32 protein-coding genes and 1 tRNA gene are annotated in these 24,887 nt (G+C 49.1%); 31 read left to right on the forward strand and 2 right to left on the reverse strand.

The window, feature by feature from the left end; translation table 11 throughout:
* The 6 genes from ACLIN2_RS13035 (at window position 1) to ACLIN2_RS13060 (ending at window position 5,112) form a co-directional block, all read left to right on the forward strand.
* Window positions 1-582, forward strand: coding sequence for a CPBP family intramembrane glutamic endopeptidase (locus ACLIN2_RS13035; RefSeq protein WP_411504226.1), 582 nt, complete (start codon window positions 1-3; stop codon window positions 580-582).
* Window positions 579-1,241: a LysM peptidoglycan-binding domain-containing protein gene (locus ACLIN2_RS13040; RefSeq protein ID WP_411504227.1), complete on the forward strand. Its 663-nt coding sequence runs from the start codon at window positions 579-581 to the stop codon at window positions 1,239-1,241. The genes ACLIN2_RS13035 and ACLIN2_RS13040 overlap by 4 nt, the downstream gene beginning before the upstream one ends.
* 43 nt (window positions 1,242-1,284) lie before the next feature.
* A complete protein-coding gene (locus ACLIN2_RS13045; protein WP_411504228.1) occupies window positions 1,285-2,220 on the forward strand; it encodes an NAD(P)/FAD-dependent oxidoreductase in 936 nt (311 codons plus the stop codon).
* Window positions 2,221-2,340: 120 nt separating this feature from the next.
* On the forward strand, window positions 2,341-2,478 hold the full coding sequence (locus tag ACLIN2_RS13050; RefSeq protein WP_411504229.1) for a hypothetical protein: 138 nt from the start codon (window positions 2,341-2,343) through the stop codon (window positions 2,476-2,478).
* A gap of 250 nt (window positions 2,479-2,728) precedes the next feature.
* Entirely contained in the window at window positions 2,729-3,331 is a 603-nt protein-coding gene (locus ACLIN2_RS13055; protein ID WP_092272051.1) for a genetic competence negative regulator, read from the forward strand.
* A gap of 491 nt (window positions 3,332-3,822) precedes the next feature.
* Window positions 3,823-5,112 (forward strand): Glu/Leu/Phe/Val family dehydrogenase, encoded by a 1,290-nt coding sequence (locus ACLIN2_RS13060; RefSeq protein ID WP_122923090.1) that lies wholly within the window; start codon window positions 3,823-3,825, stop codon window positions 5,110-5,112.
* Between the two features lie 91 nt (window positions 5,113-5,203).
* On the opposite strand, the gene ACLIN2_RS13065 is transcribed toward ACLIN2_RS13060, so the two are convergent.
* Window positions 5,204-6,175 carry an asparaginase gene (locus ACLIN2_RS13065; protein WP_092272058.1) on the reverse strand — a complete coding sequence of 324 codons (972 nt, stop codon included), beginning with the start codon at window positions 6,173-6,175 and terminating at the stop codon, window positions 5,204-5,206.
* Between the two features lie 83 nt (window positions 6,176-6,258).
* On the opposite strand from ACLIN2_RS13065, the gene prsW reads away from it, so the two are divergent.
* The 17 genes from prsW to ACLIN2_RS13150 all read left to right on the forward strand — a co-directional run bounded on the left by prsW (window position 6,259) and on the right by ACLIN2_RS13150 (window position 19,373).
* Window positions 6,259-6,933 carry a glutamic-type intramembrane protease PrsW gene (prsW, locus tag ACLIN2_RS13070; protein ID WP_092272061.1) on the forward strand — a complete coding sequence of 225 codons (675 nt, stop codon included), beginning with the start codon at window positions 6,259-6,261 and terminating at the stop codon, window positions 6,931-6,933.
* Window positions 6,934-6,953: 20 nt separating this feature from the next.
* On the forward strand, window positions 6,954-7,112 hold the full coding sequence (locus tag ACLIN2_RS13075; RefSeq protein ID WP_183192840.1) for a hypothetical protein: 159 nt from the start codon (window positions 6,954-6,956) through the stop codon (window positions 7,110-7,112).
* A 144-nt stretch (window positions 7,113-7,256) separates the two neighbouring features.
* Window positions 7,257-7,787, forward strand: coding sequence for a cell wall hydrolase (locus ACLIN2_RS13080; protein WP_411504230.1), 531 nt, complete (start codon window positions 7,257-7,259; stop codon window positions 7,785-7,787).
* Window positions 7,788-7,820: 33 nt separating this feature from the next.
* Window positions 7,821-9,188 (forward strand): germination protein YpeB, encoded by a 1,368-nt coding sequence (gene ypeB / locus ACLIN2_RS13085; protein WP_411504231.1) that lies wholly within the window; start codon window positions 7,821-7,823, stop codon window positions 9,186-9,188.
* Window positions 9,189-9,306: 118 nt separating this feature from the next.
* Complete coding sequence (locus ACLIN2_RS13090; protein WP_411504232.1) at window positions 9,307-9,990, forward strand: flagellar brake protein; 684 nt, start codon at window positions 9,307-9,309, stop codon at window positions 9,988-9,990.
* A gap of 26 nt (window positions 9,991-10,016) precedes the next feature.
* Window positions 10,017-10,199, forward strand: coding sequence for a hypothetical protein (locus ACLIN2_RS13095; protein ID WP_122923086.1), 183 nt, complete (start codon window positions 10,017-10,019; stop codon window positions 10,197-10,199).
* A 137-nt stretch (window positions 10,200-10,336) separates the two neighbouring features.
* A complete protein-coding gene (gene cmk, locus ACLIN2_RS13100) occupies window positions 10,337-11,008 on the forward strand; it encodes a (d)CMP kinase (protein ID WP_092272073.1) in 672 nt (223 codons plus the stop codon).
* Window positions 11,005-11,598, forward strand: a complete 594-nt coding sequence (locus ACLIN2_RS13105; RefSeq protein WP_092272076.1) for a lysophospholipid acyltransferase family protein — start codon at window positions 11,005-11,007, stop codon at window positions 11,596-11,598. The genes cmk and ACLIN2_RS13105 overlap by 4 nt, the downstream gene beginning before the upstream one ends.
* Window positions 11,599-11,784: 186 nt before the next feature.
* Window positions 11,785-12,957 carry a 30S ribosomal protein S1 gene (gene rpsA, locus ACLIN2_RS13110; protein WP_092272079.1) on the forward strand — a complete coding sequence of 391 codons (1,173 nt, stop codon included), beginning with the start codon at window positions 11,785-11,787 and terminating at the stop codon, window positions 12,955-12,957.
* Between the two features lie 81 nt (window positions 12,958-13,038).
* Window positions 13,039-14,091 carry a type 2 isopentenyl-diphosphate Delta-isomerase gene (gene fni / locus ACLIN2_RS13115; RefSeq protein ID WP_411504233.1) on the forward strand — a complete coding sequence of 351 codons (1,053 nt, stop codon included), beginning with the start codon at window positions 13,039-13,041 and terminating at the stop codon, window positions 14,089-14,091.
* 73 nt (window positions 14,092-14,164) lie between these two features.
* The gene (locus tag ACLIN2_RS13120; RefSeq protein ID WP_411504234.1) at window positions 14,165-14,806 is read left to right on the forward strand and encodes a YphA family membrane protein; all 642 of its coding nucleotides are present in this window, start codon (window positions 14,165-14,167) and stop codon (window positions 14,804-14,806) included.
* Between the two features lie 7 nt (window positions 14,807-14,813).
* Window positions 14,814-15,719, forward strand: coding sequence for a YIEGIA family protein (locus tag ACLIN2_RS13125; protein ID WP_411504235.1), 906 nt, complete (start codon window positions 14,814-14,816; stop codon window positions 15,717-15,719).
* A 4-nt stretch (window positions 15,720-15,723) separates the two neighbouring features.
* Entirely contained in the window at window positions 15,724-15,906 is a 183-nt protein-coding gene (locus tag ACLIN2_RS13130; protein ID WP_092272091.1) for a capping complex subunit for YIEGIA, read from the forward strand.
* Between the two features lie 119 nt (window positions 15,907-16,025).
* Window positions 16,026-17,339: a ribosome biogenesis GTPase Der gene (gene der, locus ACLIN2_RS13135; RefSeq protein ID WP_301170985.1), complete on the forward strand. Its 1,314-nt coding sequence runs from the start codon at window positions 16,026-16,028 to the stop codon at window positions 17,337-17,339.
* A gap of 15 nt (window positions 17,340-17,354) precedes the next feature.
* Window positions 17,355-17,957: a glycerol-3-phosphate 1-O-acyltransferase PlsY gene (gene plsY / locus ACLIN2_RS13140; protein WP_122961371.1), complete on the forward strand. Its 603-nt coding sequence runs from the start codon at window positions 17,355-17,357 to the stop codon at window positions 17,955-17,957.
* Between the two features lie 36 nt (window positions 17,958-17,993).
* Complete coding sequence (locus tag ACLIN2_RS13145) at window positions 17,994-19,022, forward strand: NAD(P)H-dependent glycerol-3-phosphate dehydrogenase (protein WP_411504236.1); 1,029 nt, start codon at window positions 17,994-17,996, stop codon at window positions 19,020-19,022.
* Window positions 19,023-19,097: 75 nt separating this feature from the next.
* A complete protein-coding gene (locus ACLIN2_RS13150; RefSeq protein WP_092272101.1) occupies window positions 19,098-19,373 on the forward strand; it encodes a stage VI sporulation protein F in 276 nt (91 codons plus the stop codon).
* A gap of 119 nt (window positions 19,374-19,492) precedes the next feature.
* Here the strand turns inward: ACLIN2_RS13150 and ACLIN2_RS13155 are convergent, their stop codons facing one another.
* Window positions 19,493-20,005 carry a hypothetical protein gene (locus ACLIN2_RS13155; protein WP_092272105.1) on the reverse strand — a complete coding sequence of 171 codons (513 nt, stop codon included), beginning with the start codon at window positions 20,003-20,005 and terminating at the stop codon, window positions 19,493-19,495.
* 99 nt (window positions 20,006-20,104) lie between these two features.
* On the opposite strand from ACLIN2_RS13155, the gene ACLIN2_RS13160 reads away from it, so the two are divergent.
* The 8 genes from ACLIN2_RS13160 to ACLIN2_RS13195 all read left to right on the forward strand — a co-directional run bounded on the left by ACLIN2_RS13160 (window position 20,105) and on the right by ACLIN2_RS13195 (window position 24,843).
* The gene (locus tag ACLIN2_RS13160; RefSeq protein WP_246010936.1) at window positions 20,105-20,329 is read left to right on the forward strand and encodes a DUF2768 family protein; all 225 of its coding nucleotides are present in this window, start codon (window positions 20,105-20,107) and stop codon (window positions 20,327-20,329) included.
* A 12-nt stretch (window positions 20,330-20,341) separates the two neighbouring features.
* Window positions 20,342-20,638 (forward strand): 2Fe-2S iron-sulfur cluster-binding protein, encoded by a 297-nt coding sequence (locus ACLIN2_RS13165; protein ID WP_411504237.1) that lies wholly within the window; start codon window positions 20,342-20,344, stop codon window positions 20,636-20,638.
* Window positions 20,639-20,653: 15 nt separating this feature from the next.
* Window positions 20,654-20,995, forward strand: a complete 342-nt coding sequence (locus ACLIN2_RS13170; protein ID WP_092272112.1) for a 2Fe-2S iron-sulfur cluster-binding protein — start codon at window positions 20,654-20,656, stop codon at window positions 20,993-20,995.
* A 21-nt stretch (window positions 20,996-21,016) separates the two neighbouring features.
* On the forward strand, window positions 21,017-21,742 hold the full coding sequence (locus ACLIN2_RS13175) for a hypothetical protein (protein WP_411504238.1): 726 nt from the start codon (window positions 21,017-21,019) through the stop codon (window positions 21,740-21,742).
* Between the two features lie 184 nt (window positions 21,743-21,926).
* On the forward strand, window positions 21,927-23,405 hold the full coding sequence (gene spoIVA / locus ACLIN2_RS13180; RefSeq protein ID WP_092272512.1) for a stage IV sporulation protein A: 1,479 nt from the start codon (window positions 21,927-21,929) through the stop codon (window positions 23,403-23,405).
* A gap of 238 nt (window positions 23,406-23,643) precedes the next feature.
* A complete protein-coding gene (locus tag ACLIN2_RS13185; RefSeq protein WP_092272119.1) occupies window positions 23,644-23,916 on the forward strand; it encodes an HU family DNA-binding protein in 273 nt (90 codons plus the stop codon).
* Between the two features lie 209 nt (window positions 23,917-24,125).
* Window positions 24,126-24,689 (forward strand): GTP cyclohydrolase I FolE, encoded by a 564-nt coding sequence (gene folE / locus ACLIN2_RS13190; protein ID WP_092272122.1) that lies wholly within the window; start codon window positions 24,126-24,128, stop codon window positions 24,687-24,689.
* A gap of 77 nt (window positions 24,690-24,766) precedes the next feature.
* A tRNA-Pro gene (locus ACLIN2_RS13195) sits at window positions 24,767-24,843 on the forward strand.
* Window positions 24,844-24,887 lie beyond the last annotated feature (44 nt).

The following is a 24,887-nucleotide window of genomic DNA, read 5'->3' on the forward strand; positions in this document are numbered from 1 at the left end:
GTGAAGGACAGCGGGCAAGAGATAGATGAAGCTAATCTACGGTTAAATCTCTGGCTGACTCAGGGTTTGGTTTTGGCAATTGCCGCAGGAAGCAGCTTGTTCTTCTTAGGCTGGGAACGCACCGTCAGGTTGTTTACGGCCCCAGACGGATCTGGGCTGGCGCTGGCGCTGCTCGTTGCTCTCGGTATCATTTTGGCAAGTGTTGCGATGGATCGGTACTTGCCGAGCAGCTGGCAAGACGACGGCAACGTGAATGAAACGGTGTTTGGAAACATGTCGCCGTTCATGACCCTGCTGGTTTGCATTTCCGTTGGAGTGGGTGAGGAATGGCTGTTCCGTGGCGTCGTCCAGTCCTGGGTCGGGAACTTATGGACGAGTATCATCTTCACGCTCATCCATGTACGTTATCTGAAAAAGCCGCTGTTGTTTATCAGTGTGTTTGTCACCAGCCTGCTTCTAGGAATGCTCTATGAACGGGAAGGGACTTTGTGGCCATCGATTATCGCTCATATTCTCATCGATCTGGTATTGGCTTACTATCTTCAATTTACATTAAATAGGAGAAAGGGGAAGAAACAGTGAGTACGGAACAAACTGGCTTGCCTCCTCGTCGTTCGCGAACAAAACGACCTTCTGGTTCCATCTCGTTAAAAAAGCTCATTACGTCCGGACTGTATCTGTTTGGTGCCCTTTTTTTCGGGTTGATTGGTGTTGAACTATACCAAGCAAAAGTGAGTCACCTGTCTGAGGGGGAAGGTAGTCCTATTGTTTCAACCGTGACAAATTCCCCGACCCAGTCAGTGGCAGCTAGTACAGAGCCCAATTCCCCTACACCAGCACCAGTAGAACAGCCTCAAACAGCCAAGACAACCGAAGTGGCATCTGCACCTAATCAACCAGCACTTCCAGACGCTGTACAGGGACCAAAGCCTGATGGATCCCCGGCAGGACAAACAGGGACCCAGGAAGTTGCCGGGAAAGCACAGAGCGTCACCAAGCCGCAGACAGATGCCAAAGCAAGTACACAAACCAAATCGAGTCCGGCAGCCAAACCAGCTGCAGCTGTGCAAAAACCGAAAGCAATCAAGCATGTCGTGCAAAAAGGCGAGACACTGTACATGCTTTCGCGCAAATATTATGGGAACAACTCCTATGTGGCTAAAATTGCAAACTACAATGGTCTCTCACTCGAAGCCCAATTGACAGCGGGAAAGGTCGTCCTCGTCCCACTTCTTCCGTAATGAGTCTCTCTGACCTAGGTTATGCTATGGAGAAATGCAAACGATGGGCGGGGAGCGCTTGATGTACGATACCATTATCGTTGGCGGTGGGATTGGCGGACTTCAAACAGCGATCCAGCTGGCGCGGAGCATGCGTCGTGTAGCGGTTATAGACACTCCGGGGGGAAGGTCAACTGTCGCCAAATCCTACCGGAATATCCTTGGCTTTGAGGATGGGGTAAGCGGAGAGAGCTTACGCAGGAAAGGCAGGGAGCAGGCAGCCAAATACGGGGCTGTCTTCTTTGCTGATGAAGTCGTTAAATTGGAAAGTCAGGGAAAAGCTGGCTTTTTGGTACATATGAGGAACGCAGTACAGCCACTGGAATGCCGGACCTTGGTCATGGCGACGGGGATAAAGGACCCATTTCCGGCCATCCCCGGCATCGAGGAGTGTCTGGGAACATCCATTTTTCTATGTCCAGACTGTGATGGCTATGAGACCCTAGAGCAGCGTACTGCTGTGATTGGAGCTGTCCCCCAGGCAATCGAGATGGCAGACGAGCTCACTTTCTATACCTCGAAAATTTATATCATTAACCATGAGCAGGTACCCGTGCAGCCAGAGCTGAGAAAGACGTTGACAGAAAAAGGGTATACCTTGCTGGAAGCAGCCGTGGAAAGAATGCTTCATGACGAGGGAAGGTTGAGGCAGCTCTTACTTGCAACAGGTGAACATCTGGAGGTAACCAGAGCTTTTCTCTCGTTTCCGGGCGCACAAGTTCAGACAGCTCTTTTAAAGCCGCTATCCGTGAGGCTGAATCCCAAAGGACATGTGCTTACGAACCCGAGAACGAAAGAGACGGATCATCCGAATCTGTGGGCGGTTGGAGATATAGTGGAGCATTCCCAGCAGGTAGCGATCGCGATGGGGGACGGCGCACAGGCCGCCATCTGGATTCAGAAGAGACTGAGAGAGCAAGGCTTTACGGAACGCCGGTAGTCGGCGTTTTTTCTTTTTACAGGAACCCGAACTAGCAGCACTCAATAAGATGGGGAGAAGAATGCACGTGAGGTGAATGTTCGATTTGTCGATAGGAAAAACGCATGGATGCATGTGTTCATGTACTTTTTTTCACTCTTTTTGTTTACTGTTCAATTTGTGGAAATGCCGATCCCGACTGCACTTTTGGCCGGTTGGGTCGTCATCTACGAGGCAACGCAAAAGCGCCTGCTTTTCCTGGGAAAGCGCAAAAACTGACAGCTGCCAACAAAGTCCGATACTCACTCTCCTACTATCAACAGCACACTTGAAAGGTGCGAAGACAAGCGCAAGGTGTAGCGTGGCTATGTTCCAGATGACAAATGTGATATGATAGGACTACCTCGGATTTTCCTAAACGAAGAAAAAATGGATGAATGACAACAGGTATTCGTCGGAAAATGCGGAGAACTCTTACAGGCTTACAATCATATTTTGTAGTACGACTGGATGGCGAGGAGGGACAGTCATGCGTGTTGAACGCCTTGGTCAAGATAAAATACGAATCTTTTTAACGTTTGATGACCTGTCAGAGCGCGGGATAGAGAAAGAAGACATGTGGCGTGACATTCCTAAAGTACATGAACTGTTCAACGACATGATGGAGCAGGCGTATCATGAACTAGGTTTTGAAGTGTCAGGGCCTGTTGCCGTTGAAGTGTTCGCCTTGCCAGCTCAGGGTATGGTCGTGATCGTTACTCGTGGCAAAACCGGCTCAAAAGACGGGAAAGAAGAAGAGGATTTCGACGACGAAGAAGTATATGAGCTTGAGGTGACGCTTGAAGAAAGCGACCTCATCATCTACGCCTTCCGTGATTTTGAGCACATGGTAGAAGCTGCTCACCGAATAAATGCTCTTTTAACCAATGGAGGCTCCGCTTACTTCTACCAAGGCAAGTATCACCTGGTGCTGGAAGAAGTGGAATTGGATCAGGAGCGCTACCACAAACTGATTGCGATCCTCTCTGAGTACGGGGAAGCGACGCCAACAACCATCTACGTATTGGAGGAATACGGGAAGGTTGTCGTGGCAGATGATGCAGTAAAAGAAATATGCAGGCATTTTACGTAAGGAAAATGCTTGGGGAGATAAAAAAGCACCTAGTTTCTTGCTAGGTGCTTTTGCTGTGAGTAGATGACGACGTGGTCGCTGTGTTGGTTATTTCTATAACTGGGAAAAGCTGTTCTTCGTGTGAGGGGATATCTATTCCGAATGGGAAAAAATAATGACAACCCAATAAATTATTCAACAAAATACCCCATGTATAAACTTCCAGAATTACTCTTTTTATAATGACATGATTCCTCAGGATTGGTAATGAAACCTGCCAAGTTGGAGAGGCTATAAGTACGATTCCTATCGCGTTTTTTTGTTTGTACAGCAAATTCAGACTACTTATATCAAGGGTTTTGCGGATTGGCAATATTTTGCATGTTTATGCCTTTCGACACGAGAAAACGCTTACGAAATGGAAAAAAGGTTTTTTTATACCTTCTCATACTGGGGACAAACATGTATACTAAGACCTGCGTTTACCGATAACATTTTTGAGGTGGTAAGTAATGGGTAATCAAGACGTGGTAACCGAAAGCACCCAAGGGGAACAAAAGCAAGAGAGCTTGAACTTGCTTGAATCTACTCAAGTGGTGATCAAGGAAGCACTGGAGAAACTAGGTTACCAAGAATCGATGTTTGAACTCTTGAAGGAGCCGCTACGCGTTTTGACTGTACGCATTCCGGTTCGCATGGATAACGGCGAAGTAAAAGTGTTTACTGGTTATCGTGCACAGCACAACGATGCAGTAGGTCCAACCAAGGGGGGCATTCGTTTCCACCCGGAAGTTACAGAGGATGAAGTAAAAGCACTGTCCATCTGGATGAGCCTCAAAGCAGGTATCGTCGATCTGCCATATGGTGGTGGTAAAGGCGGTATCATTTGTGACCCGCGTGAAATGTCTTTCCGCGAACTGGAACGATTGAGCCGCGGTTATGTTCGCGCAATCAGCCAACTCGTTGGCCCGACAAAAGATATTCCGGCTCCAGACGTATTTACGAACTCGCAAATCATGGCTTGGATGATGGATGAGTACAGCCGTATTCGTGAGTTTGACTCCCCTGGCTTCATTACGGGAAAACCGATCGCGCTTGGTGGTTCGCACGGTCGTGAAACAGCAACTGCAAAAGGTGTAACGATTTGCATTCGCGAAGCAGCAAAACGCCGCAACATCGACGTAAAAGGTGCTCGCGTCGTAATCCAAGGTTTTGGTAATGCTGGTAGCTATCTGGCGAAATTCATGCACGATGCAGGGGCTAAAGTAGTCGGTATCTCCGATGCTTACGGAGCACTGCACGATCCAAATGGTCTGGATATCGACTATCTCCTGGATCGCCGTGACTCTTTCGGTACAGTTACGAAGCTGTTCAACAACACGATTACGAACAAAGAGCTCTTTGAACTGGATTGCGATATCCTGGTGCCTGCAGCGATTGAAAACCAAATTACTGCTGCGAACGCTCACAATATCAAAGCTCAGATCGTGGTAGAAGCAGCCAATGGTCCAACGACATTGGAGGCAACCAAAATTTTGACGGAACGTGGCATTCTGCTTGTTCCAGACGTACTGGCTAGCGCTGGCGGTGTCACTGTATCCTACTTCGAGTGGGTACAAAATAACCAAGGCTACTACTGGACAGAAGAAGAAGTGGAAGCGAAATTGGAGCAAGTCATGGTGCGTTCGTTTGAGAATGTTTACTCCTTGTCTCAAACACGCCGTGTAGACATGCGTTTGTCCGCTTACATGGTGGGCGCTCGCAAAATGGCTGAAGCTTCTCGTTTCCGCGGTTGGGTGTAAACTCCTGACTGTTCTCCACATACACAGAACCAAAAACCCCTCCAAGCTACGAAGCAGGAGGGGTTTTCTTTATGAGTGTGTATTCGCAGTTTTAGCGGTCAAAAAGATGCTGAAGCTGCTGGAAATGACGAGTCTGCTGCAGCGTAACGATGAGCTTCAAACGAGCTTTCTGTCCGTTTAAGCCGTTGGAGAAGATGATACCGAGCTCTTTTAACTGACGGCCTCCGCCTTCGTAATCGTAAACGTCCTGGACTTGGCCATTGTAGCAGCGGGAGACAAGAACGATCGGAACTCCCTTATCCAGGAGCTGCTTTAGGGTGGGAAGGATAGCAGGTGGTAAATTCCCGAGTCCGAAAGCTTCGATGACCAAGCCGTCGATCGGCTGCTCCAGCAAAAATTGCAGCCAGGAAGGATCCATGCCGGCAACTGCTTTGATCAGGGGGACGTTGGCGTCTGCGTGAGAAATGGCGTAATGTTCACGAATCAAGGGTGCATGATGGTAGTGGACTTGTTTCTTCGCGATCGTACCGATAGGCCCAAATTGAGGGGACTGAAAGGTGGCTACGTTGCTCGTGTGCGTTTTGGTGACATGACATGCTGCGTGAATCTCATCATTAAAAACGACGAGAACCCCTTTGTTGTGGCTGTCAGGATCTGCAGCGGTGCGAACAGAGGAAATCAGATTGACAGGTCCATCTGCTCCAAGCTCATTACTGCTTCTCATCGCACCGGTAACCACAACAGGGACAGAGTGAGGTAGGGTCAAATCGAGAAAATAGGCAGTTTCCTCCAAAGTATCCGTGCCATGTGTGATGACGATCCCGTCGAAAGGCTCTGCAGCGAGCTCTTTTTCAATGTGCAGGCGCAATTGATTCATGATGGTTGGAGTCATGTGGGGACTTGGTAGATTCAGGACGTTTTTCATGGTGATATCGGCGTAGCGTTCGAGAAACGGAACAATTTTACTCACAGCTTGGTCATCCATCGGTTTTACTCCTTCAGAGTCATCCACCGACATGGCAATGGTACCACCTGTATTTAATACCAATATTTTTTTCAACATGATCTCTCTCCTGTAGCGGGTTTTCATCAACCAGTATTCATGGTACGATGAATATCAGCCTTGTGTAAAGGAGCAATACACAGATGATTGCTATGATCGGAGCGGCAGTTGCCCCCGGCATTGCCATCTTGAGCTATTTTTACCTGCGTGACAGTTTGGAGCCGGAGCCGATTTCCATGGTAATCCGGTCATTTATCTTTGGTGTCCTATTGGTGATCCCGATCATGGTGATCCAATACGTCATGCAGAACGAATGGAACTGGCGGGACGGCATTGTCGCGGAGATTTTCCAGTCCGCTGTTGTAGAAGAGTTTTTTAAATGGATGGTCATCTATTTCACAGCGTATAAGCATGTAGAATTTGATGAGCCCTATGATGGAATTGTTTATGCCGTGGCGGTTTCTCTCGGCTTTGCTACGTTGGAAAATCTGTTTTATTTGATTCTGAATGGATTGGATATCGCCTTTTGGCGCGCATTGCTGCCAGTGTCTAGCCACGCCCTGTTTGCCGTATGGATGGGGTATTACCTAGGGTTAGCAAAGTTTTCGCGAGGAGTGCGCAAAGAGAGAATCTTTCTCTGGGTTTCCGTCCTCTTGCCAATCAGCTTGCACGCGTTGTACAATGCGATTTTCTTGTCTGTTCAGAATTGGCTGGTCGTCATTGTACCGTTTATGCTCGTACTCTGGTGGCAGGGCTTGAAAAAGGTGCAGCGAGCGCATGATTACGGTTCTAAAAAGCTCTCTTCCCGTCCACAATAGACGAGAGGAGGAGACGAGACGTGTTTAAAAATCAACGAGCCAAAGTGACCATTCGCTGCAACGTATGTGGAGAAAAGTTTACCCTGCGCGGTCGTCGAGAACCGGGAGGGCAGGTAGAAACGGGTTTCAAACAGTGTCTGTGTGACAATGATAAACATTTTAGTATCAATGAAGCATAAGCGAATATGTGTGAAGAGGACCGATGCGAACAGCATGGGTCTTTTTTCTTTTTAGTAGCCTCCCCCAGAAACAGATGCATAATCCATTCTTCCTCCACTAACAATATGCACAGATATCATTACTTGCCAAGGGGGATACACGCCGTGCGGATGAAATGGATCGCGGGTGTTCTACTGGTGCTCGTTGCGACTGGGTTTACCGGGTACGAAGCTTTCTTTGCACAGAGAGGGAGTGCTGCTGTATCAGGAGTGGAAATGACGGCTCCAGCCAAGCAGAAACCGAAGACCAAAGGCAATCAAACCTTTCATTCTTCGAAAATCTCCGCAAATGATCTGAAGCTCATGGCTAACGCCGTCTATGGAGAAGCGAGAGGGGAGCCATATCAGGGACAGGTTGCGATTGCGGCGGTCATCCTCAACCGAGTAAAAAGCCCATCGTTTCCGGACACGCCATCTGCTGTCATTTTTGAGCCGCGAGCATTTACAGCAGTTGCAGATGGACAGATCTGGCTTACGCCTAACGAAAATGCCCGCAAAGCTGTTCAAAATGCGTTGAATGGAATGGATCCAACTGGCGGATGTACATACTACTTCAATCCCGTCACGGCAACCTCTAAATGGATCTGGAGCAGACCACAAGTCAAAAAGATTGGGAAGCATATCTTTTGCCGATAAGCAGTTGATTGCGTAAGAGAAGGAGTGAAACGTATGGTATACGGAGCTACAGCACGAGTCTTGCTTCCGGTGGCAGTAGTCGCCTTGATTGGAGCCGGAATGTGGGGATATCAGGAGCATAACGAAAAAAACTCGGTCTTGATCAAAGCGGAAAACTCCTATCAACGAGCTTTTCATGATCTGACCTATCACGTAGACAAGCTGCATGATGAGCTGGGCAAAGCACTAGTCATCAATTCACGGCGCCAGATGACACCGACTTTGACGAATGTATGGAGACTGGCCTACGCGGCTCAAGCCGATGTCGGGCAATTGCCGCTGACGCTGATGCCGTTTAACAAGACGGAGGAAATGCTGTCGCGCGTTGCGGATTTCTCGTACCGAGTAGCCGTACGGGATTTGGATAAAGAGCCGCTCACCGAAAAAGAGTACGGTACGCTGAAAAATCTGCACAAGCATGCGGCAGGTATACAGGACGAGCTGAGAAAAGTACAGTCCAACGTCATCGACAAGCAGCTGCGCTGGATGGATGTCGAGACAGCGCTCGCTTCTGATGACAAGAAGTCGGACAACACCATTGTTGATGGGTTCCGGACGATAGAAAAGAAGGTGCAAGAGTATCCCGACCTCGATTGGGGAGTGGGCATTCAGAGCCTGGATAAAAAGAAGCAGCAGCGGATCAAAGGGATCGATGGCAAATCGATTACAAAAGAAGATGCGCATAAGATCGCGGTTGATTTCCTGGGAGACAGGGCAAAGGGCGCTCAGGTAGAAGTCGATGAGAATGGAAAAGGCCAGGAATATTCTGCTTACAGTGTCCGCGTTACTTCTCCCGACAAGAAACAGGCTATCAATCTAGACGTAACCAAGCGTGGGGGAAAAGTCGTCTGGATGATGAATGAACGGCAGGTTGGGGAAGAAAAGCTCGATATGAAGCAGGCGGAAGAAAAAGGGCGCAAGTTTCTAAAAGACCATGGCTATGACGATCTGGTAGTAGCGGAGACTGACAGCTACGAAAGAAGTGCCGTCTATACGTTTGTGCCAGAGCAGGGCGGTGTGCGGATCTACCCGGATTCCATTACGGTGGAAGTCGCTTTGGACAATGGTGAGGTAACTGCCTTTAACTCAACGGAGTACTTGTTCAATCATAAGCAGCGGATCCTTTCCAAGCCGCGTATCAGCAAAGAAGAGGCGCGGAAAAAAGTAAATCCGAGTGTCAAGGTCACGAGCGAGCGTCTGGCATTGATCGAAGGCAAAAACGACGGAAAAGAAGTGCTGGTATGGGAAATGACCTGCTCGTTTGATGGCAGTCCGTACATGATTTACATCAATGCCATGAATGGCGACGAAGAAGAAATTGTCAAAATGGATACGGGACAAGGCGACCAAGCAGAGCGATAAAAAATGGTTGCAGGAAATGGGGAAAGCCTATCTTTACAAAGGCTTTCCCTATTTGCCGGATTGGAAGAAGGCGGTATATAATGGGAACGTGAGAAGGGACAAGGAGGGACGTTTCCATATGTTACTACCAAGAATTGGACAAACGATCAGGCTAACCTTTGCGGGTTCCTCTGAGGATACAAGTCTACAAACATTCAAGAGCCGCGTCGTAGATATGAAAGACGAGATCGCTTCGATCGAACTGCCGACCAGTGAAGAGACGGGTCGGACAGGTTTGTTTGGAGCAGGTGCGGTGTGTGAGGTGTGGTATGTGGGAGAAGACGGCTCCCGCTATGAGTTTCACACGTCCATTACAGGCAGAAGAAGCGAGCCGATCCCGGTATTGTTTTTACAGCTTCCGCCGAAAGAAGAAATTTTACGGACACAGCGTAGAAACTACTTGCGGATTGACACCGCGCTCGATATTGCCGTAAAACTCGAAGATCCGATTCGCAATTATCATTTTGTGGCGAGGACGGTGGACATTTCTGGAGGCGGGCTTTCCTTTACATGCGATGAGTCGTTCCGTATTCAGGACCATGATTCACTGAAGGTTTGGATTTCCATGCCTAGCAAAACAGGTCAAGTCCAGCACGCTTATGCAGTCGTGGAAGTCGTCAGACAGAAGCCTGCAGAGAAAAAGGGATTGCATCAGTGGATCTCCGGAAAATTTACGGAAATAAGCGAGCAGGATCGGGTAAAAGTCGTGAGAGCATGCTATGAAAGACAGCTAGAGCTTCGCAAAAAAGGCGTTGTAGAATAACGTCTACGACAAAGGATGTGGCCCTGATGACGAGCCAGTATAACGAGCGCTTTCGACGTTTCGCAAGCAGGATGGAAAGAGGCATCATGATCGGAATTGTAGTTTGCGCCCTAATGCTAATCATTGGGGAAATCGCCATTTCATACGTACCTGCTCGCATGCTTTTGATCGAGACAGAGCGGTTGGAAGGCGTTTCTCGGCTCCCATGAGGGTTTGCGCATGCTTCCATACTATGGTACTATTATAGATAACATAGGAACAAACCACGTTTTTCAGGGGCTTCGACAGAAGCTTTTCTTGTTTCTATTCCCTTTCAGAACTACTGTACATAGCAGGTGAGATGTAAATGAACATTGCCATTGATGGGCCAGCGGGAGCAGGAAAGAGTACTGTCGCAGGAAAGGTTGCCAGTCAGCTAGAATACGTGTATATCGATACGGGTTCCATGTATCGCGCGTTGGCTTGGGCTGTGTATCATCACCAGCTTCCGATCGACGATGAAGCTACTGTTTCCGAATTATTGCAAAACAACGAGATCCGCTTGGTTCGAAAAGCTGGACAGCAGCATGTGTACTGGAATGATACCGACGTGACTTCCTTTATTCGTTCCAACGAGGTGAGTCAGTACGCTTCGATCGTAGCTAGCTACGGTAGCGTTCGTGAACAGATGCTGGTGCTGCAGAGGAATTTGGCAAAGCAGGGCAACGTTGTTATGGATGGTAGAGACATAGGGACGCACGTACTGCCAGATGCCGAAGTCAAAATTTTTCTGACTGCTTCCATTCGGGAGCGTGCGGAAAGAAGATGGAAAGAACTGCTCGCAAAGGGAAGCCAAGTACAATTGGCTGATCTGGAGAAAGAAATTGAAGAGCGGGATTATCGCGACATGAATCGGGATGTAGCTCCCTTGCGCCAGGCTGATGATGCTGTACTGGTAGATACCACGGGGATCTCGATCGATCAGGTCGTCGACAGGATCCTGCAAATCTGCGAGCGAATGGGAGAGTCTACCCAGTGAGCTATTATCGTACTTTTCGAGGATTTTTTCGAATTATTTTTTCGCTTGTCTTTCGATGGCAAGTGATCGGGCGTGAACATATACCTAAGGAAGGCCCAGTCATTCTTTGCTGCAACCACATTTCCTTGTGGGATCCGCCACTTCTCGGCTCGGGGATTGAGCGAATGGTCAACTTCATGGCGAAGGAAGAGCTTTTCCGTGTTCCAGTGGTCGGGTTTCTCATCGCGAAATTCGGTGCCTTTCCAGTGAAACGTGGTGCTGGCGATCGATCTGCCATCCGTACGACGTTGAAATTGTTGGAAGATGGAAAAATCTTAGGAATCTTTCCAGAAGGTACCCGCAGCAAAACAGGGGAACTGGGTGAAGCGATGCCGGGCAGTGCGATGTTTGCCCTGAAGTCGCAGGCGCAAGTCATTCCAGTAGCCATTATTGGACCTTACCGGATGTTCCGTCCTATTAAAATCGTATACGGTGAACCGATTGACCTCACCACACTGCGCGAGGCCAAATCGAGCGCGGATACGTTGAAAGAAACGAGTGAACTGATCATGACGCACATTCAAAAATTGCGTGATCAGCATCGTTCCTAAGCAGAGAGTATAGAATTACCAAAGGGTAGAATACTAATTCTGCTGGAACATACTGGCTTCATCAGCAGGAACTGCTAGTCTTACGACGGCAGTTAAAAATATACTTGCTCCCGCTTCTTGTAACGTGGTGAAAAGAACGTCTACATAGATGGTCTGGGACTGGATGGTATTAAGGAGGTCTTTTTGATGATGGAAGAAACGAATGTAAGTCTAACAGATGCAGCAACGGTTTCTGTGGGGGATGTTGTCAAAGCAACCGTCACAAAAGTTGAAGACAAACAAGCGTTGGTAGATGTTGGCTACAAATACGATGGACTTATTCCTATCAGTGAGCTTTCCCCACTGCATGTCGAGAAAGTGTCGGATGTAGTAGCAGTAGGCGACACCTTTGAAGTGAAAGTAATCAAGCTCAACGATGAAAAAGAAGAGCTCGTGGTTTCCAAAAAAGCAGTTGCCATGGAATCTTCTTGGTCTGATCTGGAGCAAAAAATGCAAGCAGGCGAAATCATTGAGGCAGTAGTGAAAGAAGTCGTGAAAGGCGGTCTCGTCGTTGACGTAGGCGTTCGCGGTTTCATCCCTGCTTCCATGGTTGAGCGTCACTTTGTTGAAGATTTCTCCGATTACAAAGGAAAATCGTTGACCCTCAAAGTGGTTGAAATGGATAAAGAAAAGAATAAAGTCATCCTCTCGCACAAAGCTGTGCTGGAAGACGAAGCGAAAAAACAAAAAGGCTCTATTCTCGATAAAATCCAGCCTGGTCAAGTGCTGGAAGGTACTGTGCAACGCATGACTGACTTCGGCGTATTTGTCGACATCGGTGGTGTGGATGGACTGGTTCACGTTTCGGAGCTCGCTTGGAACCGCGTAGACAAACCGTCTGACGTAGTAAAAGAGGGCGACAAAGTAACTGTGAAGGTCCTCAAGGTTGACAAAGAAAATGAACGCATCGGGCTGAGCATCAAGGAAACGCAAGCAGGTCCTTGGGCGAAAGTGGCGGAAGAGTTCAAAGCAGGTTCGATCGTTGCTGGTACAGTAAAACGCCTCGTTTCCTTTGGTGCATTCGTTGAAGTGGCTCCTGGCATTGAAGGTCTGGTGCACATTTCCCAAATCGCGAATCGCCGTGTGAACACACCTGGCGAAGTGCTCAAAGAAGGGCAAGAAGTTCAAGTGAAAATCCTGGACGTTGTCCCTCAAGAGCAGCGTATCAGCCTGAGCATCCGCGCGGTTGAAGAAGATCGTGTAGAGCAAGCAGAGCGCGCCAGCAAAAAAGAACAACAGCAATTCCAACAGGAAAACAACCAGCCAATGGGTGTGACACTGGGCGAATTGTTCGCTGATCTGAAGGATAAATTCAAGTAAGCTTCGCACAGATAGAGGAGGGGATACGCATGAGGCGTATCCCTTTTTGTATGGAGATATAGCAGACAAGGGGGGACAAGCATGGACCGTGCTACGCGAAAGGTCGAACATGTTCAGCATGCACTTTCAACCAATGAATTCGGAGCCAATGCCTTTGACGATGTAAGCTTTTTGCCAAACAGCCTGCCCAATACGAGCTACGAGAAGACATCCTTGGATTGTGAGGTAGGGCCCTATCGCCTGCGTTCTCCGATTATGATCAATGCGATGACAGGAGGAGCAGCCACCACGACCAACATCAATCGGAAGCTCGCCGTGCTCGCACGCGAGAGGGGACTTGCGATGGCGGTCGGTTCGCAGATGGCTGCCATCCGTGATCCACAAGTGAAAGATAGCTATGGAGTTGTGCGAAAAGAGCATCCCAAAGGAATTTTGTTCGCAAATGTCGGAGCAGAAGCAACTGTCGAAGAAGCGATGGCAGCCGTAGAAATGATCGAAGCAGATGGCTTGCAGATCCATTTGAACGTCATGCAGGAGCTTTTGATGCCAGAAGGAGATCGGGATTTTCGAGGGTATCTCGAGCGCATTCATGAAATAAAGGAGCGCGCGGCAGTACCTGTGATGGTAAAGGAGGTCGGCTTTGGGATGGCGAGAAAAACGATCCGAGAGCTGGCACAGGCAGGGATCACCATCATCGATGTCGGTGGCAAGGGAGGCACAAACTTTGCAAAAGTCGAGAACATGCGCAGGCCAGAGCCGTTAACGATGTTTGATGATTGGGGATTGACTACTGTCGATAGCCTGCTGGAAGCTGCTTGCGAATCTGGCCGGGGTGTGCATTTCGTGGCGACGGGGGGAATTCGGAACGGGTTTGATGCAGCCAAAGCAATTGCACTCGGTGCTTCCGCAGTAGGCGTGGCAGGTGCAGTCCTGAAGCAGGTCCAGACACGAGACGTCGAGGGCGGCCTCGCTGCTTTGGATGAGTGGCATCAGCAGGTGCGTATCGCGATGACGGCACTTGGTGCGCATCGGCTTGCACAGCTGAGAGAACAGCCCGTTATGATCACGGGAAAAACAGCGGAAAAAGCTCGTCTGCGTGGAATTGCCCTGGAGGAATGGGCGCAAAAGATGTAAGAGCAAAAAACTCATGAAAGACTGGGGCTTGAGGCATACTTTGGGGAGAACACCACATCTTGAGGAGATGAACATGAACGAGGGAACCATTGCGCTCCTCTCCCAATGGAGTTTGCTTTGCTTGGTCTGGATGGGGAGTATAGACGCACAGCTGCTAGAAATGAGGATCTCGCCAAAACGTGTGCTTGCTGTCATTTGTTCCTTCTTGATTTGCACCTTTGTCAGCTGGAAGCTGTACTTTGCCCCGATTGAAGTGAGCTTAAGCGGCACATTGCTGCCGCTGCTCACGGGTGCATGGCTGTATTACGCTCGCATGCAGCAGCTGCGACGCCGATTGCATGTGCTCGGGGCATGTGCAACAGCCATTCTGCTGTTTTGGCTGCAATGGCTGTTCTTTACGGATCCAATCCTGATGTTCTGGGACGAGCGTATCATCATTCCGGTAGCGGCCATCCTATCGATTTTGGCGATGAGCCGGCAGAGCGTAGCACAGCTTTTCCAAGTGATCATCTCCCTTACTTTGGCAGATGTCCTCTATTCTCTGTTTGTCTGGAAGCTGTCGGGAACCTGTCAGCTTGGCGGTGAGTATGCCCAGGATATGCTTTGGAGTACGGTGTCTTTATGGTATTTGGTGAGTGTCACCCGTCTTGCGGTTTTACGGATAGTAAAATGGAGAAAGACTGTGTCATCCCATTCCCAGCAGAAAAGGTGGTGAGGCTCCTTTGTTTAAAGAGCTGCTAGCAAATGAGTTCGTCTTTCCGCTCATGCTGGGCTTTGTCTTCGGGATTCTCTGCCGAATCAATTTGCTGCGCACCGACTATCGACAATACCCGACCTATCCGCATGGCAAAATTATTCACGTTTCGCTCGGAGTCATCGCATCCGCTTTGGGAGCGCTAGCTATTCCGGCACTGCTGAAGGAAAATTATACGGCGGTCACCTTTCTTACGGTCGCTGCACAGCAGTTCCGTGATGTGCGAAATATGGAGAGAACGACTTTGAATGAAATAGACAAACAGGAGCTTGTTCCACGGGGAGGTCCCTATATTGAAGGGATCGCGATGGTCTTCGAGGGACGCAATTATTTGGTAATGTTTACGTCTCTGGTGACGACTTCCGCGATGATCTTTTTTCAGTGGTGGGGAGGGGTAATAGCAGGTGTCATTGCCCTGGCGATCGCCTCCAAGCTAAAATCGGGGAAGACGCTCCAGCTGATCGTGGAGGTCGAAAAGGCACCTCTGCGGGTGGAAGGAAAGGATCTTTACGTAGGTGACATTTACATCATGAACGTAGGTTTGGAGGAGTCCCAGAAAGTAATTTCAGAGCAGGGCATGGGGTTTATTCTTATCCCAAAAGACGCAAATGCAACCGTCACGATCGCCCATCCGGGGCAACGTCAGGCGATTTTGCACGACGTAGCGACTCAGCTGGGAGTTTTTACGGATGCAGGAGAGCCTTCGCTGACGCCTTTGGTGAAGCGAGATCTTCATACGGGGCGCTTGGGCGTGTTCTTGTTGCCGCAAGTGAAAGATCAAGATCGGGCAGAAGCTGTTATACGCGCCGTTCCGATTTTGGAAAGTGTTTTCCGGATGCCGCAAAAGACGAATGCAGCCAAGCAGGAGGTGTAGGCTTTTGACCAGCCAGATCTTGGCCGTGATCACTTTGTCCAAGGAGAACATAGCAGGTGGGGCACCCATTTTTATTGAGCCAAACAAGGAAAAGATGCAGCAGACAGCGTTTACGCTGGAAAAAATTTTAGACGCGATGGTGCATGAAGTGAGTGAGGATACCCTCATCGTTGTTCGGCATAAGTAGTCTATGGTATGATAAGCTGTGAAATAACTCCAGTGAGGGTTATTTCGTGATGAGTGATCGTGCACGAGTGATCGTTCATCATGGATTCAAAAAGTTAATGAGAGAGAGTGTTGTTGATTATGGGATTGCCAGTGGTAGCCATTGTGGGGAGACCCAACGTGGGCAAGTCCACGATTTTTAATCGATTGATTGGTGAGCGCATCGCCATCGTAGAAGACATGCCGGGTGTTACCCGTGACCGTTTGTACGGAAAAGGTGAATGGTTAACCCATACCTTTCATGTAATTGATACAGGTGGGATCGAGTTCGGAGAGACCGACGAAATTCTCACACAAATGCGTTACCAGGCGGAATTGGCGATTGATGAAGCAGATGTCATCATCATGATTACCGACAGCCGCACAGGTGTGACGGATGCTGACGTTGAACTGGCGCGGATGCTGAACCGCACAGGAAAACCAGTCGTGCTCGCCGTCAATAAAGCGGACAACCCGGAAATGCGCGCGGATATTTACGACTTTTATTCGTTGGGACTAGGGGAGCCGTTTCCGATTTCCGGTAGTCACGGTCTTGGACTGGGGGACATGCTGGAGGAGGTCGTGCTGCACTTCCCAGAAAGAAACGAGGACGAATACAGCGAGGATGTCATCCGCGTATCGATTATCGGACGTCCAAACGTAGGGAAATCCTCGTTGACCAATGCGATCCTGGGTGAAGAACGCGTGATCGTCAGTGAAGTAGCGGGTACTACGCGCGATGCAATTGACACGCCGTTCGAGCGAGATGGCCAAAGCTATATCCTCATCGATACGGCAGGGATGCGCAAGCGTGGAAAAGTGTACGAAAGCACGGAGAAATACAGTGTCATGCGTGCGATGCGTGCCATTGAGGACTCCGATGTCGTACTCGTGGTGATCAACGGGGAAGAAGGCATCATCGAGCAAGACAAGAAAATCGCTGGATACGCGCATGAAGCCGGTCGCGGTATCATGATTGTCGTCAACAAATGGGATGCGGTGGAAAAGGACGACAAGACGATGCAGCGATTTACAGAGCTGATCCGCGAAGAGTTCAAGTATCTGGACTACGCTCCGATCCTGTACGTTTCGGCAAAATCCAAGCAGCGCGTACATACGATCCTGCCAAAAGTAAACGAAATCTCCCAGGCGCATGCTATGCGGGTTCCTACGTCCGTACTCAACGATCTGGTAACAGATGCAACGATCCGGACACCACCACCGTCCGACAGGGGAAAACGACTCAAAATCAATTATGCGACACAGGCAACTGTCAAGCCGCCGACGTTCATTCTGTTTGTGAACGATCCGGAGCTTATGCATTTTTCCTATGAACGTTATATAGAGAACAAGATACGTGAGGCATTTGTCTTCGAAGGCACGCCAGTACGGATCTGGACACGTAAAAAAACGTAGGGAGAGAAAACCGCCATGGTGTTATTATCCTGGGTGATCAGCTATCTAATCGGATCGATCAGCTTTAGCTATCTCATCGCCAAAAAAGTTGCAGGAATTGACATCCGTTCACATGGTAGCGGCAATGCGGGTGCCACGAACACGTTGCGTGTATTGGGAAAAGGGCCAGGAATCGCTGTATTGATTTTAGATGCGCTTAAAGGGCTCATCGCGATGGGGATTACTCATCTGATCACTGGCGATCCTGCTGCCTATGCCGTTTCTGGTCTGTTTGCGATTGCGGGCCACAACTGGCCGATCTTTTTTGGGTTTCGCGGGGGAAAGGGCATTGCGACTACACTTGGGGTAGCTCTTGGCTTTTCTCCCATTGCTTTTCTCATTGGAGCGGTCTTGGCTGTATTGGTCATTGCAGTGACGCGATACGTGTCACTGGGATCGCTCGTACTGGTTACCACGATTCCGATCACGGTGTACGTACTGGATAAGCCGATTGCTTTTTTCTGGACAAGCTTAATTCTCGCTGTTTTTGCTTACGTTCGTCATTATAATAATATCCGAAATCTTCTCGCAGGCACGGAAAGAAAACTGGGTGAAAAGTCAAACCGAAAATTAAGCTAAAACCTTGTCCATAAGGGAAAAGGGGAGGGAGTTTGATTGATTCAAAATGTTGCCGTGATCGGTGCTGGCAGCTGGGGTACTGCTCTCGCTTCCGTATTGGCGGATAACGGGCATCAAGTCACGCTCTGGGTGAGGGACCCCAAGCAAGCTGAAGCAATTACGACCACACACAGGAATGAAAAATATTTACCGGGAGTCGAGCTTTCCGCGCGAATTGCTGCGACCTCCGATATGCATGCAGCTGTATCCGAGAAGCCGATTGTTTTATTGGCGGTACCTTCGCATGCAATGCGCCAAATCTGCCGCGATCTTGCACCATCTCTCGCTTCGGATGTGCTCATGATTCACGCGGTGAAAGGCTTTGAGCTGGGGACGCTTAAGCGTATGTCCGAGGTGATCCAAGAGGAGATTCCGTTTGAAATTTCTTCTCGACTCGCAGTCATTTCTGGTCCAAGCCATGCGGAGGAAGTAGTCCGCCGCCAGCCGACAACGGTTGTTGTAGCTTCTGAATCAGAGAGCAGCATGCTTCGTTCCCAGGATTTGCTGATGAATCGCAACTTCCGCGTCTATACCAACCCGGATCTGATTGGGGCGGAGCTCGCGGGAGCTTTGAAAAATATTATTGCATTGGGAGCTGGCATGTCGGATGGGCTCGGATTTGGCGACAATGCAAAGGCTGCATTGTTGACTCGCGGCCTTGCAGAAATCAGTCGTCTGGGACTCAAGCTCGGAGCCATGCCGCCCACTTTTGCAGGACTGGCTGGAATCGGCGATCTGGTAGCGACCTGCACCAGCAAGCACAGTCGAAACTGGAGAGCAGGCTTCCTTTTGGGACAAGGGAAAAAGCTCGAGGAAGTGCTCCAGGAAATCGGCATGGTGGTAGAGGGTGTGCGCACCACGCAGGCCGCTGATGTGCTTGCGAAGCGCGAGGATGTAGAAATGCCGATCACCCATGTTCTGTACGGCGTACTGTTCGAAGGAAAAGATCCTCGTCAAGGCGTGGAGCAGCTGATGGGAAGACTAAAAACCTATGAAACGGAATATTTGAATCCGGATCATGTGTAGGCGAATGTCTCACACATTTAGGCTCCTGCACATACCATAAGGGTGTAAACCTTGGTAGCAGGAGGAGGCCCATCCATGAACAATCCATTTTCTGGCGGTTTTTTGGATCGTCTGAAAGGCAAAGGAACAGGCACTGACAAAATTGATGAATCCAAGCTGCGCTCGTTGGCAAGCCAAGTGAAGAAAAGCGATTTTGAAGACGAGACAAAGCTGCGTCAAATCATCAAAACACTCGCTGCAATGAGTGGGAAACAGCTGACAGCTGAAAAGGAAGATAAGATCATCGAGATGTTTTACAACCAGGAAATCAACATCCACGACATGTCTTCCTTGACAAAGCTCCTGAAATAAGAGAAATGGGCGATTATGCCCGTTACCTGATGGGGAAACCGTCATACAGTAAGACTAGGAACAATCATGGCTCTACAGGGACATGGCTGACCTACAGAACGAAGAAAAAAAGAGGGATCTCATCCCTCTTTTTTTCGTTGCTTGGAATTGTTGCTGCCAACGGTCTGACTCAGCAGGCTCTGAACGAGCGGGGATTGCAGCAGCCCCAGTAGCTGGCCGATGTCGATATTTCCGAAAGGGTTGCCGCTGCCGCTGGTGGTAGCTTCAGGCTCCGAGGATTCTTCCACCATACGAGAGGCCTCCGAGGCTCCTCTGCGCTTGGAAGTGGGGCGTTCCGCGGAAACCGTCTCTGCTTTTTCGGCAGGGCTCTTGCCCAGGTTTTCAAATATCTCCATTGCCCCGTACAAGGAATCCATGGTTTCCTCGACTTGTCGGATCGTCGTGCTGATTCCTTTAATATTATTGCGCATCTTGGAAACGGACGTCCGCAGATCGACAGCTGGTAGCGGCAGCAATTTTTTCGGTGTCACGGCCAAGGATGCTTCTGTCACTTGTTCGCTCAGCTTTTTGCTGGGTATGGGAGCGTAGGGATTGCGCCACTTGCGTTTGCTGCTGCTCGATTTGTTGCTCACTTGCCATCCCTCCAATGGGCGAATTCATCACGATAGTCTATGCGAATGTCCAGAGGGAGGTTCGCAAGCGTCAGACGGACAGCGTCGAAGTATGGTATAATGAAGCAAAAAATGCAAAGGGTGCTGTTTTTCCAGATGTATATCGATCCTATGACGAAGATGAACATTTCCCTGATTGCCATGGGTCTGATGTTCGTCTGCAATTTACTCATGATTTATGCAAGGAAAATGACCAATGCGTTTCTGCGATTTTTGGTCAAGACATTCGCATTTTTAATGCTACTTGCGATTTTTGTCATGATTCTGATCGTTATTTTTGTATAAGGAGAGGAAAGAATGTCTCAACTAACGCTAGTGACACGCGCTGGGAGCCACGAGTTGCCTGTGGAGCTGAACCAGACGGTGGTCGCTATCGCCAAAAAACATAAGGTTGTATGGGGACACGCCTGCAAGCGAGGAGTATGTGCACAGTGTCGAACATTCGTTTTGGAAGGTGCCGAATTTTTGAATGAAGTCACGAAGGAAGAAAAGCTCCGACTGCGCAAAGCAGAGCGGGCAGAGGGCTTCCGGCTCGGCTGCCAGATTCAGGTTGTGCAGGATGGGGACGTAAAGCTCGCACACCGACCGTATTGACAGGAGATTCAACAAATGGGAAGAGTAACGTTTTTACCAAGCGGAAAAAGCATCAAATCGAGATCCGGGCAAACTATGGTGAGTGCAGCAGCGGCAGCGAGGGTAGTCATTCCGCAGCGATGTGGCGGACATGCTTCATGTCTCATGTGTCGCATTGTTCTGGAGAGTGGGGAATTGTCACCTCCAAGCCAGCTGGAGCGCCGAAAAATGCCGGAAAAGGATCTGGCACAAGGAATCCGACTAGGCTGTCAAGCAAAGGCTACGGATAAAGACTGCACGATTCGAATACCAGAGGGTCGCTTGAAATCCGTCGTACAGGCGGCATTGGAGCGGCAGCGCGAGGAAAACGAAGATTAGGTTAAGAGGTGTACGTACATAATGTGGCATTCATGGCAAAAATCGTTCAAGCTGATGCTAAGCTTGACTCTTCTTTCCGTATTGCTTTCCGGCTGTTTGTATCCGGATGAGCGAAAAGCGGAAAATCAAGTACCTAGTACATTTTATCTAGAAGCAACACAGAAGGCGATCGAACAGTTTCAGAAGGATACAGCGGTTCTGCCGATCGTGACCAAGCCGTTGGATACGCCGATTTTTGAAAAATACGAGATTGATTTCCGAAAAATGACGCCGCGATACATGCCGGATGTGCCAGGCAATGCCTTTGAAAAAGGCGGCGTTTACAAATACGTTTTGATTGACGTAGAGACCAAGCCTGCGGCAAAGCTGCTAAACCTCGGAGCTGTCAGTACAGTTGCCGACGTGCAATCAGCCGTGAATCGCTATCGCAATTTCTACAACAAGCTCCCGGTAAAGGACGATTTAGGAAATGGCTACTTTACGATCGATCATGAGGAAATTGGAGTAAAAACGTGGCAAGTACCGTCCACGCTGGGGAACTCTTTGCTGCCTCTCGTGATGAATGCAAATGGGGAAGTAGGGATCGATTACGCGGCGGATATTGCGCAAGTCCTGCGAGATACCAAAGCAGCCGTTCCGAAAAATACGGATCCGCGCTATGTATTTGCACGGGAGTCCATGTTTGTTCCGGCGAAGTCCTTCCCTTATGAAATGGTGAATGGAGAGCCGCGGCTGTTAAAACTGTAAATCGGTCATGAGGAAAAACGACTCAAAGCAGAGTCGTTTTTTTGTTCTAGTTATCTGTTTCTCACATATATTTGTACTGTCCACAAAACTAGTACGAGATTCCCGGGAAAATACTGGCGGTCAGGGATAATTCGGAAAAATGGTCATAGTGTAAAAATAGACAAATAGAAGGAGGTCATCGATGGTGGAACGAGTCGACATCTTTAAAGACATTGCCGAACGGACGGGCGGAGATATCTACCTGGGAGTGGTAGGGCCTGTACGTACGGGAAAATCGACCTTTATCAAGCGGTTTATGGAGCAGGTCGTCATCCCGAACATCCAATCAGAAGCAGAGCGAATCCGTGCCACGGATGAGTTGCCACAAAGTGCTTCTGGCCGAACAATTATGACGACAGAACCAAAATTTGTTCCTAACCAGGCCGTCAATGTACATGTAACCGAAGGGCTCAGCATCAACGTCCGCCTCGTTGACTGCGTCGGCTATACGGTACAGGGTGCAAAAGGATTTGAAGACGACAACGGACCGCGCATGGTCAACACTCCTTGGTATGAGGAGCCTGTTCCATTTGAAGAAGCGGCCGAGGTCGGAACGCGGAAAGTGATTCAGGAGCACTCGACGATCGGGATCGTGGTTACAACAGACGGCAGCATCGCGGAAATCCCGCGTGTGGGATACATTGATGCCGAAGAGCGGGTAGTCAATGAGCTCAAAGAAGTCGGAAAGCCTTTCGTCATCGTGGTCAACTCGACTCGCCCACGTTCAGATGAAGCGCAAAATCTGCGCTTGCAGCTGCAGGAGAAATACGATGTACCTGTAGTCGCCCTGTCGGTGGATCACATGACCGAGCAGGAAATTCTGCTTCTGATGAGAGAAGTCCTGTTTGAGTTCCCTGTCCATGAAGTAAACGTCAATCTGCCGAGCTGGGTTATGGTCCTGGAAAATGGCCACTGGCTGCGTCAGAACTATGAAGAGGCCGTACGTGAAACCGTGCAGGATATCCGCCGGTTGCGCGATGTGGACCGTGTCGTCGGCTTTTTCAACGACTATGACTTCGTGGAGCGGGCCTCTCTCGCAGGCATGCATATGGGGCAAGGGATCGCGGAGATCGATCTCTACGCTCCTGATGAGCTGTATGATCGCATTCTGATGGAAATCGTCGGAGTGGAAATCAACGGAAAGGATCATCTGTTGAAGATTATGCAAGAGTTTGCTCATGCGAAACGGGAGTACGACCAGGTAGCAGAAGCTCTGCATATGGTTCGGAGTACGGGCTACGGGATAGCGGCTCCGTCGTTGCATGAGATGACCTTGGACGAACCTGAACTCATCCGCCAGGGACCGCGTTTTGGCGTCAGATTGAAAGCGACTGCGCCTTCGATTCACATGATCCGAGTGGATGTAGAATCAGAGTTTGCGCCGATTATCGGTACGGAAAAACAGAGCGAAGAGCTCGTCCGCTACCTGATGCAGGACTTTGATAAAGATCCGCTTTCGATCTGGAATTCGGACATTTTCGGACGTTCGCTGCACTCCATCGTTCGCGAAGGAATTCAGGCGAAAATCACGATGATGCCAGACAATGCGCGCTACAAATTGCAGGAAACACTGGGACGAATTATCAACGAAGGCTCGGGCGGACTGATTGCGATCATCCTCTAAAATCAGGTGTAAAGTCCTATAAAGGTAGGAAGGGAATAAGGCATCCGGCGTGACGGGATGCCTTTTTTTCTTGTATTTCGCTTTATTTCGACAGGAGGGGCTTGAATTTAAGAAATCCGTGTATTACTATAAGCTTGTCAGAACGGTAAAAACAACCAATCGTGTATAAAACGACTTGTTTCGGTTAAGAAAAATAGTAACGAGGGACTTGGTGTTCTTTGAGGGGAGGTGAACAAGAATGAACAAAACAGAACTGATTGCAAAAGTGGCTGACACCACTGAACTCACCAAGAAAGATGCTACCAAAGCAGTTGACGCGGTACTCGACGCGATCGCTGAGGCATTGAAAACAGGTGACAAAGTCCAACTGATCGGCTTTGGTAACTTCGAAGTTCGTGAGCGCGCGGCTCGTAAAGGTCGTAACCCACAAACAGGTGAAGAGATCGAAATCGCTTCCAGCAAAGTACCTGCGTTTAAACCAGGTAAGCAACTCAAAGACTCCATCAAGTAATCGTCACATTTCGTGATCGAAACACTTACATAAAAAAATCCACATTTTCGTGATGTGGATTTTTTTCTGCCTTTCAAACACTTACATAGGGGAATTCTTGTCAGATCTTTTTGTTTTTTTGATTTCAATATGATAAGATTGGTGTTGCTTGTCTGTCAGAACTTAGAAAGATCTCGTAGAGTGAGAGTCAGAAAGTAGGAGGTACCGAGATGAACGTCGATTTAGATAAAATACAACAGGCAGTTCGCATGATTCTGGAGGCAGTTGGTGATAACCCGGATCGTGAAGGATTGTTAGATACTCCTAAACGTGTAGCGAAAATGTACGCCGAAGTTTTCGAAGGCATGCACATAAACGAAGAAGACTATTTCGAGACTGTGTTCAGCGAGGATCATGAAGAAATGGTACTCGTCAAGGACATTCCGTTTTACTCGATGTGTGAACATCACCTCGTGCCTTTCTTTGGGAAAGCACATGTGGCGTATATTCCAAAGGGCGGAAGAGTTGTCGGTCTGAGTAAATTGGCTCGCGCTGTGGATACGGTAGCGCGACGTCCCCAATTGCAAGAGCGAATCACCTCGACAGTAGCAGACGCGATCGTGAGCAAGCTGGATCCGCATGGCGTCGTTGTTGTGGTAGAAGCCGAGCATATGTGTATGACGATGCGTGGTGTGAAAAAACCTGGCTCCAAAACAGTGACTTCAGCTGTGCGTGGATTGTTTAAAGAAGATGCTGCTGCTAGAGCAGAAGTATTCAGTTTGATCCGTCCGTAAAACGGCTTGTAAACAAGAAAAATACGGAAATTTATCTTGACGCTGCAGGTAAATTATTGTATAGTACAGATGTACGTCGGGATGTGGCGCAGCCCGGTAGCGCGCACCCTTGGGGTGGGTGAGGTCCAGGGTTCGAATCCCTGCATTCCGACCATTTACATCGCAATTAGCGGAACCTGAGGATTCAGGTTCCTTTTT

The sequence above is a fragment of the Brevibacillus centrosporus genome, from assembly GCF_046622605.1.
GTDB classification, from domain to species: domain Bacteria; phylum Bacillota; class Bacilli; order Brevibacillales; family Brevibacillaceae; genus Brevibacillus; species Brevibacillus centrosporus.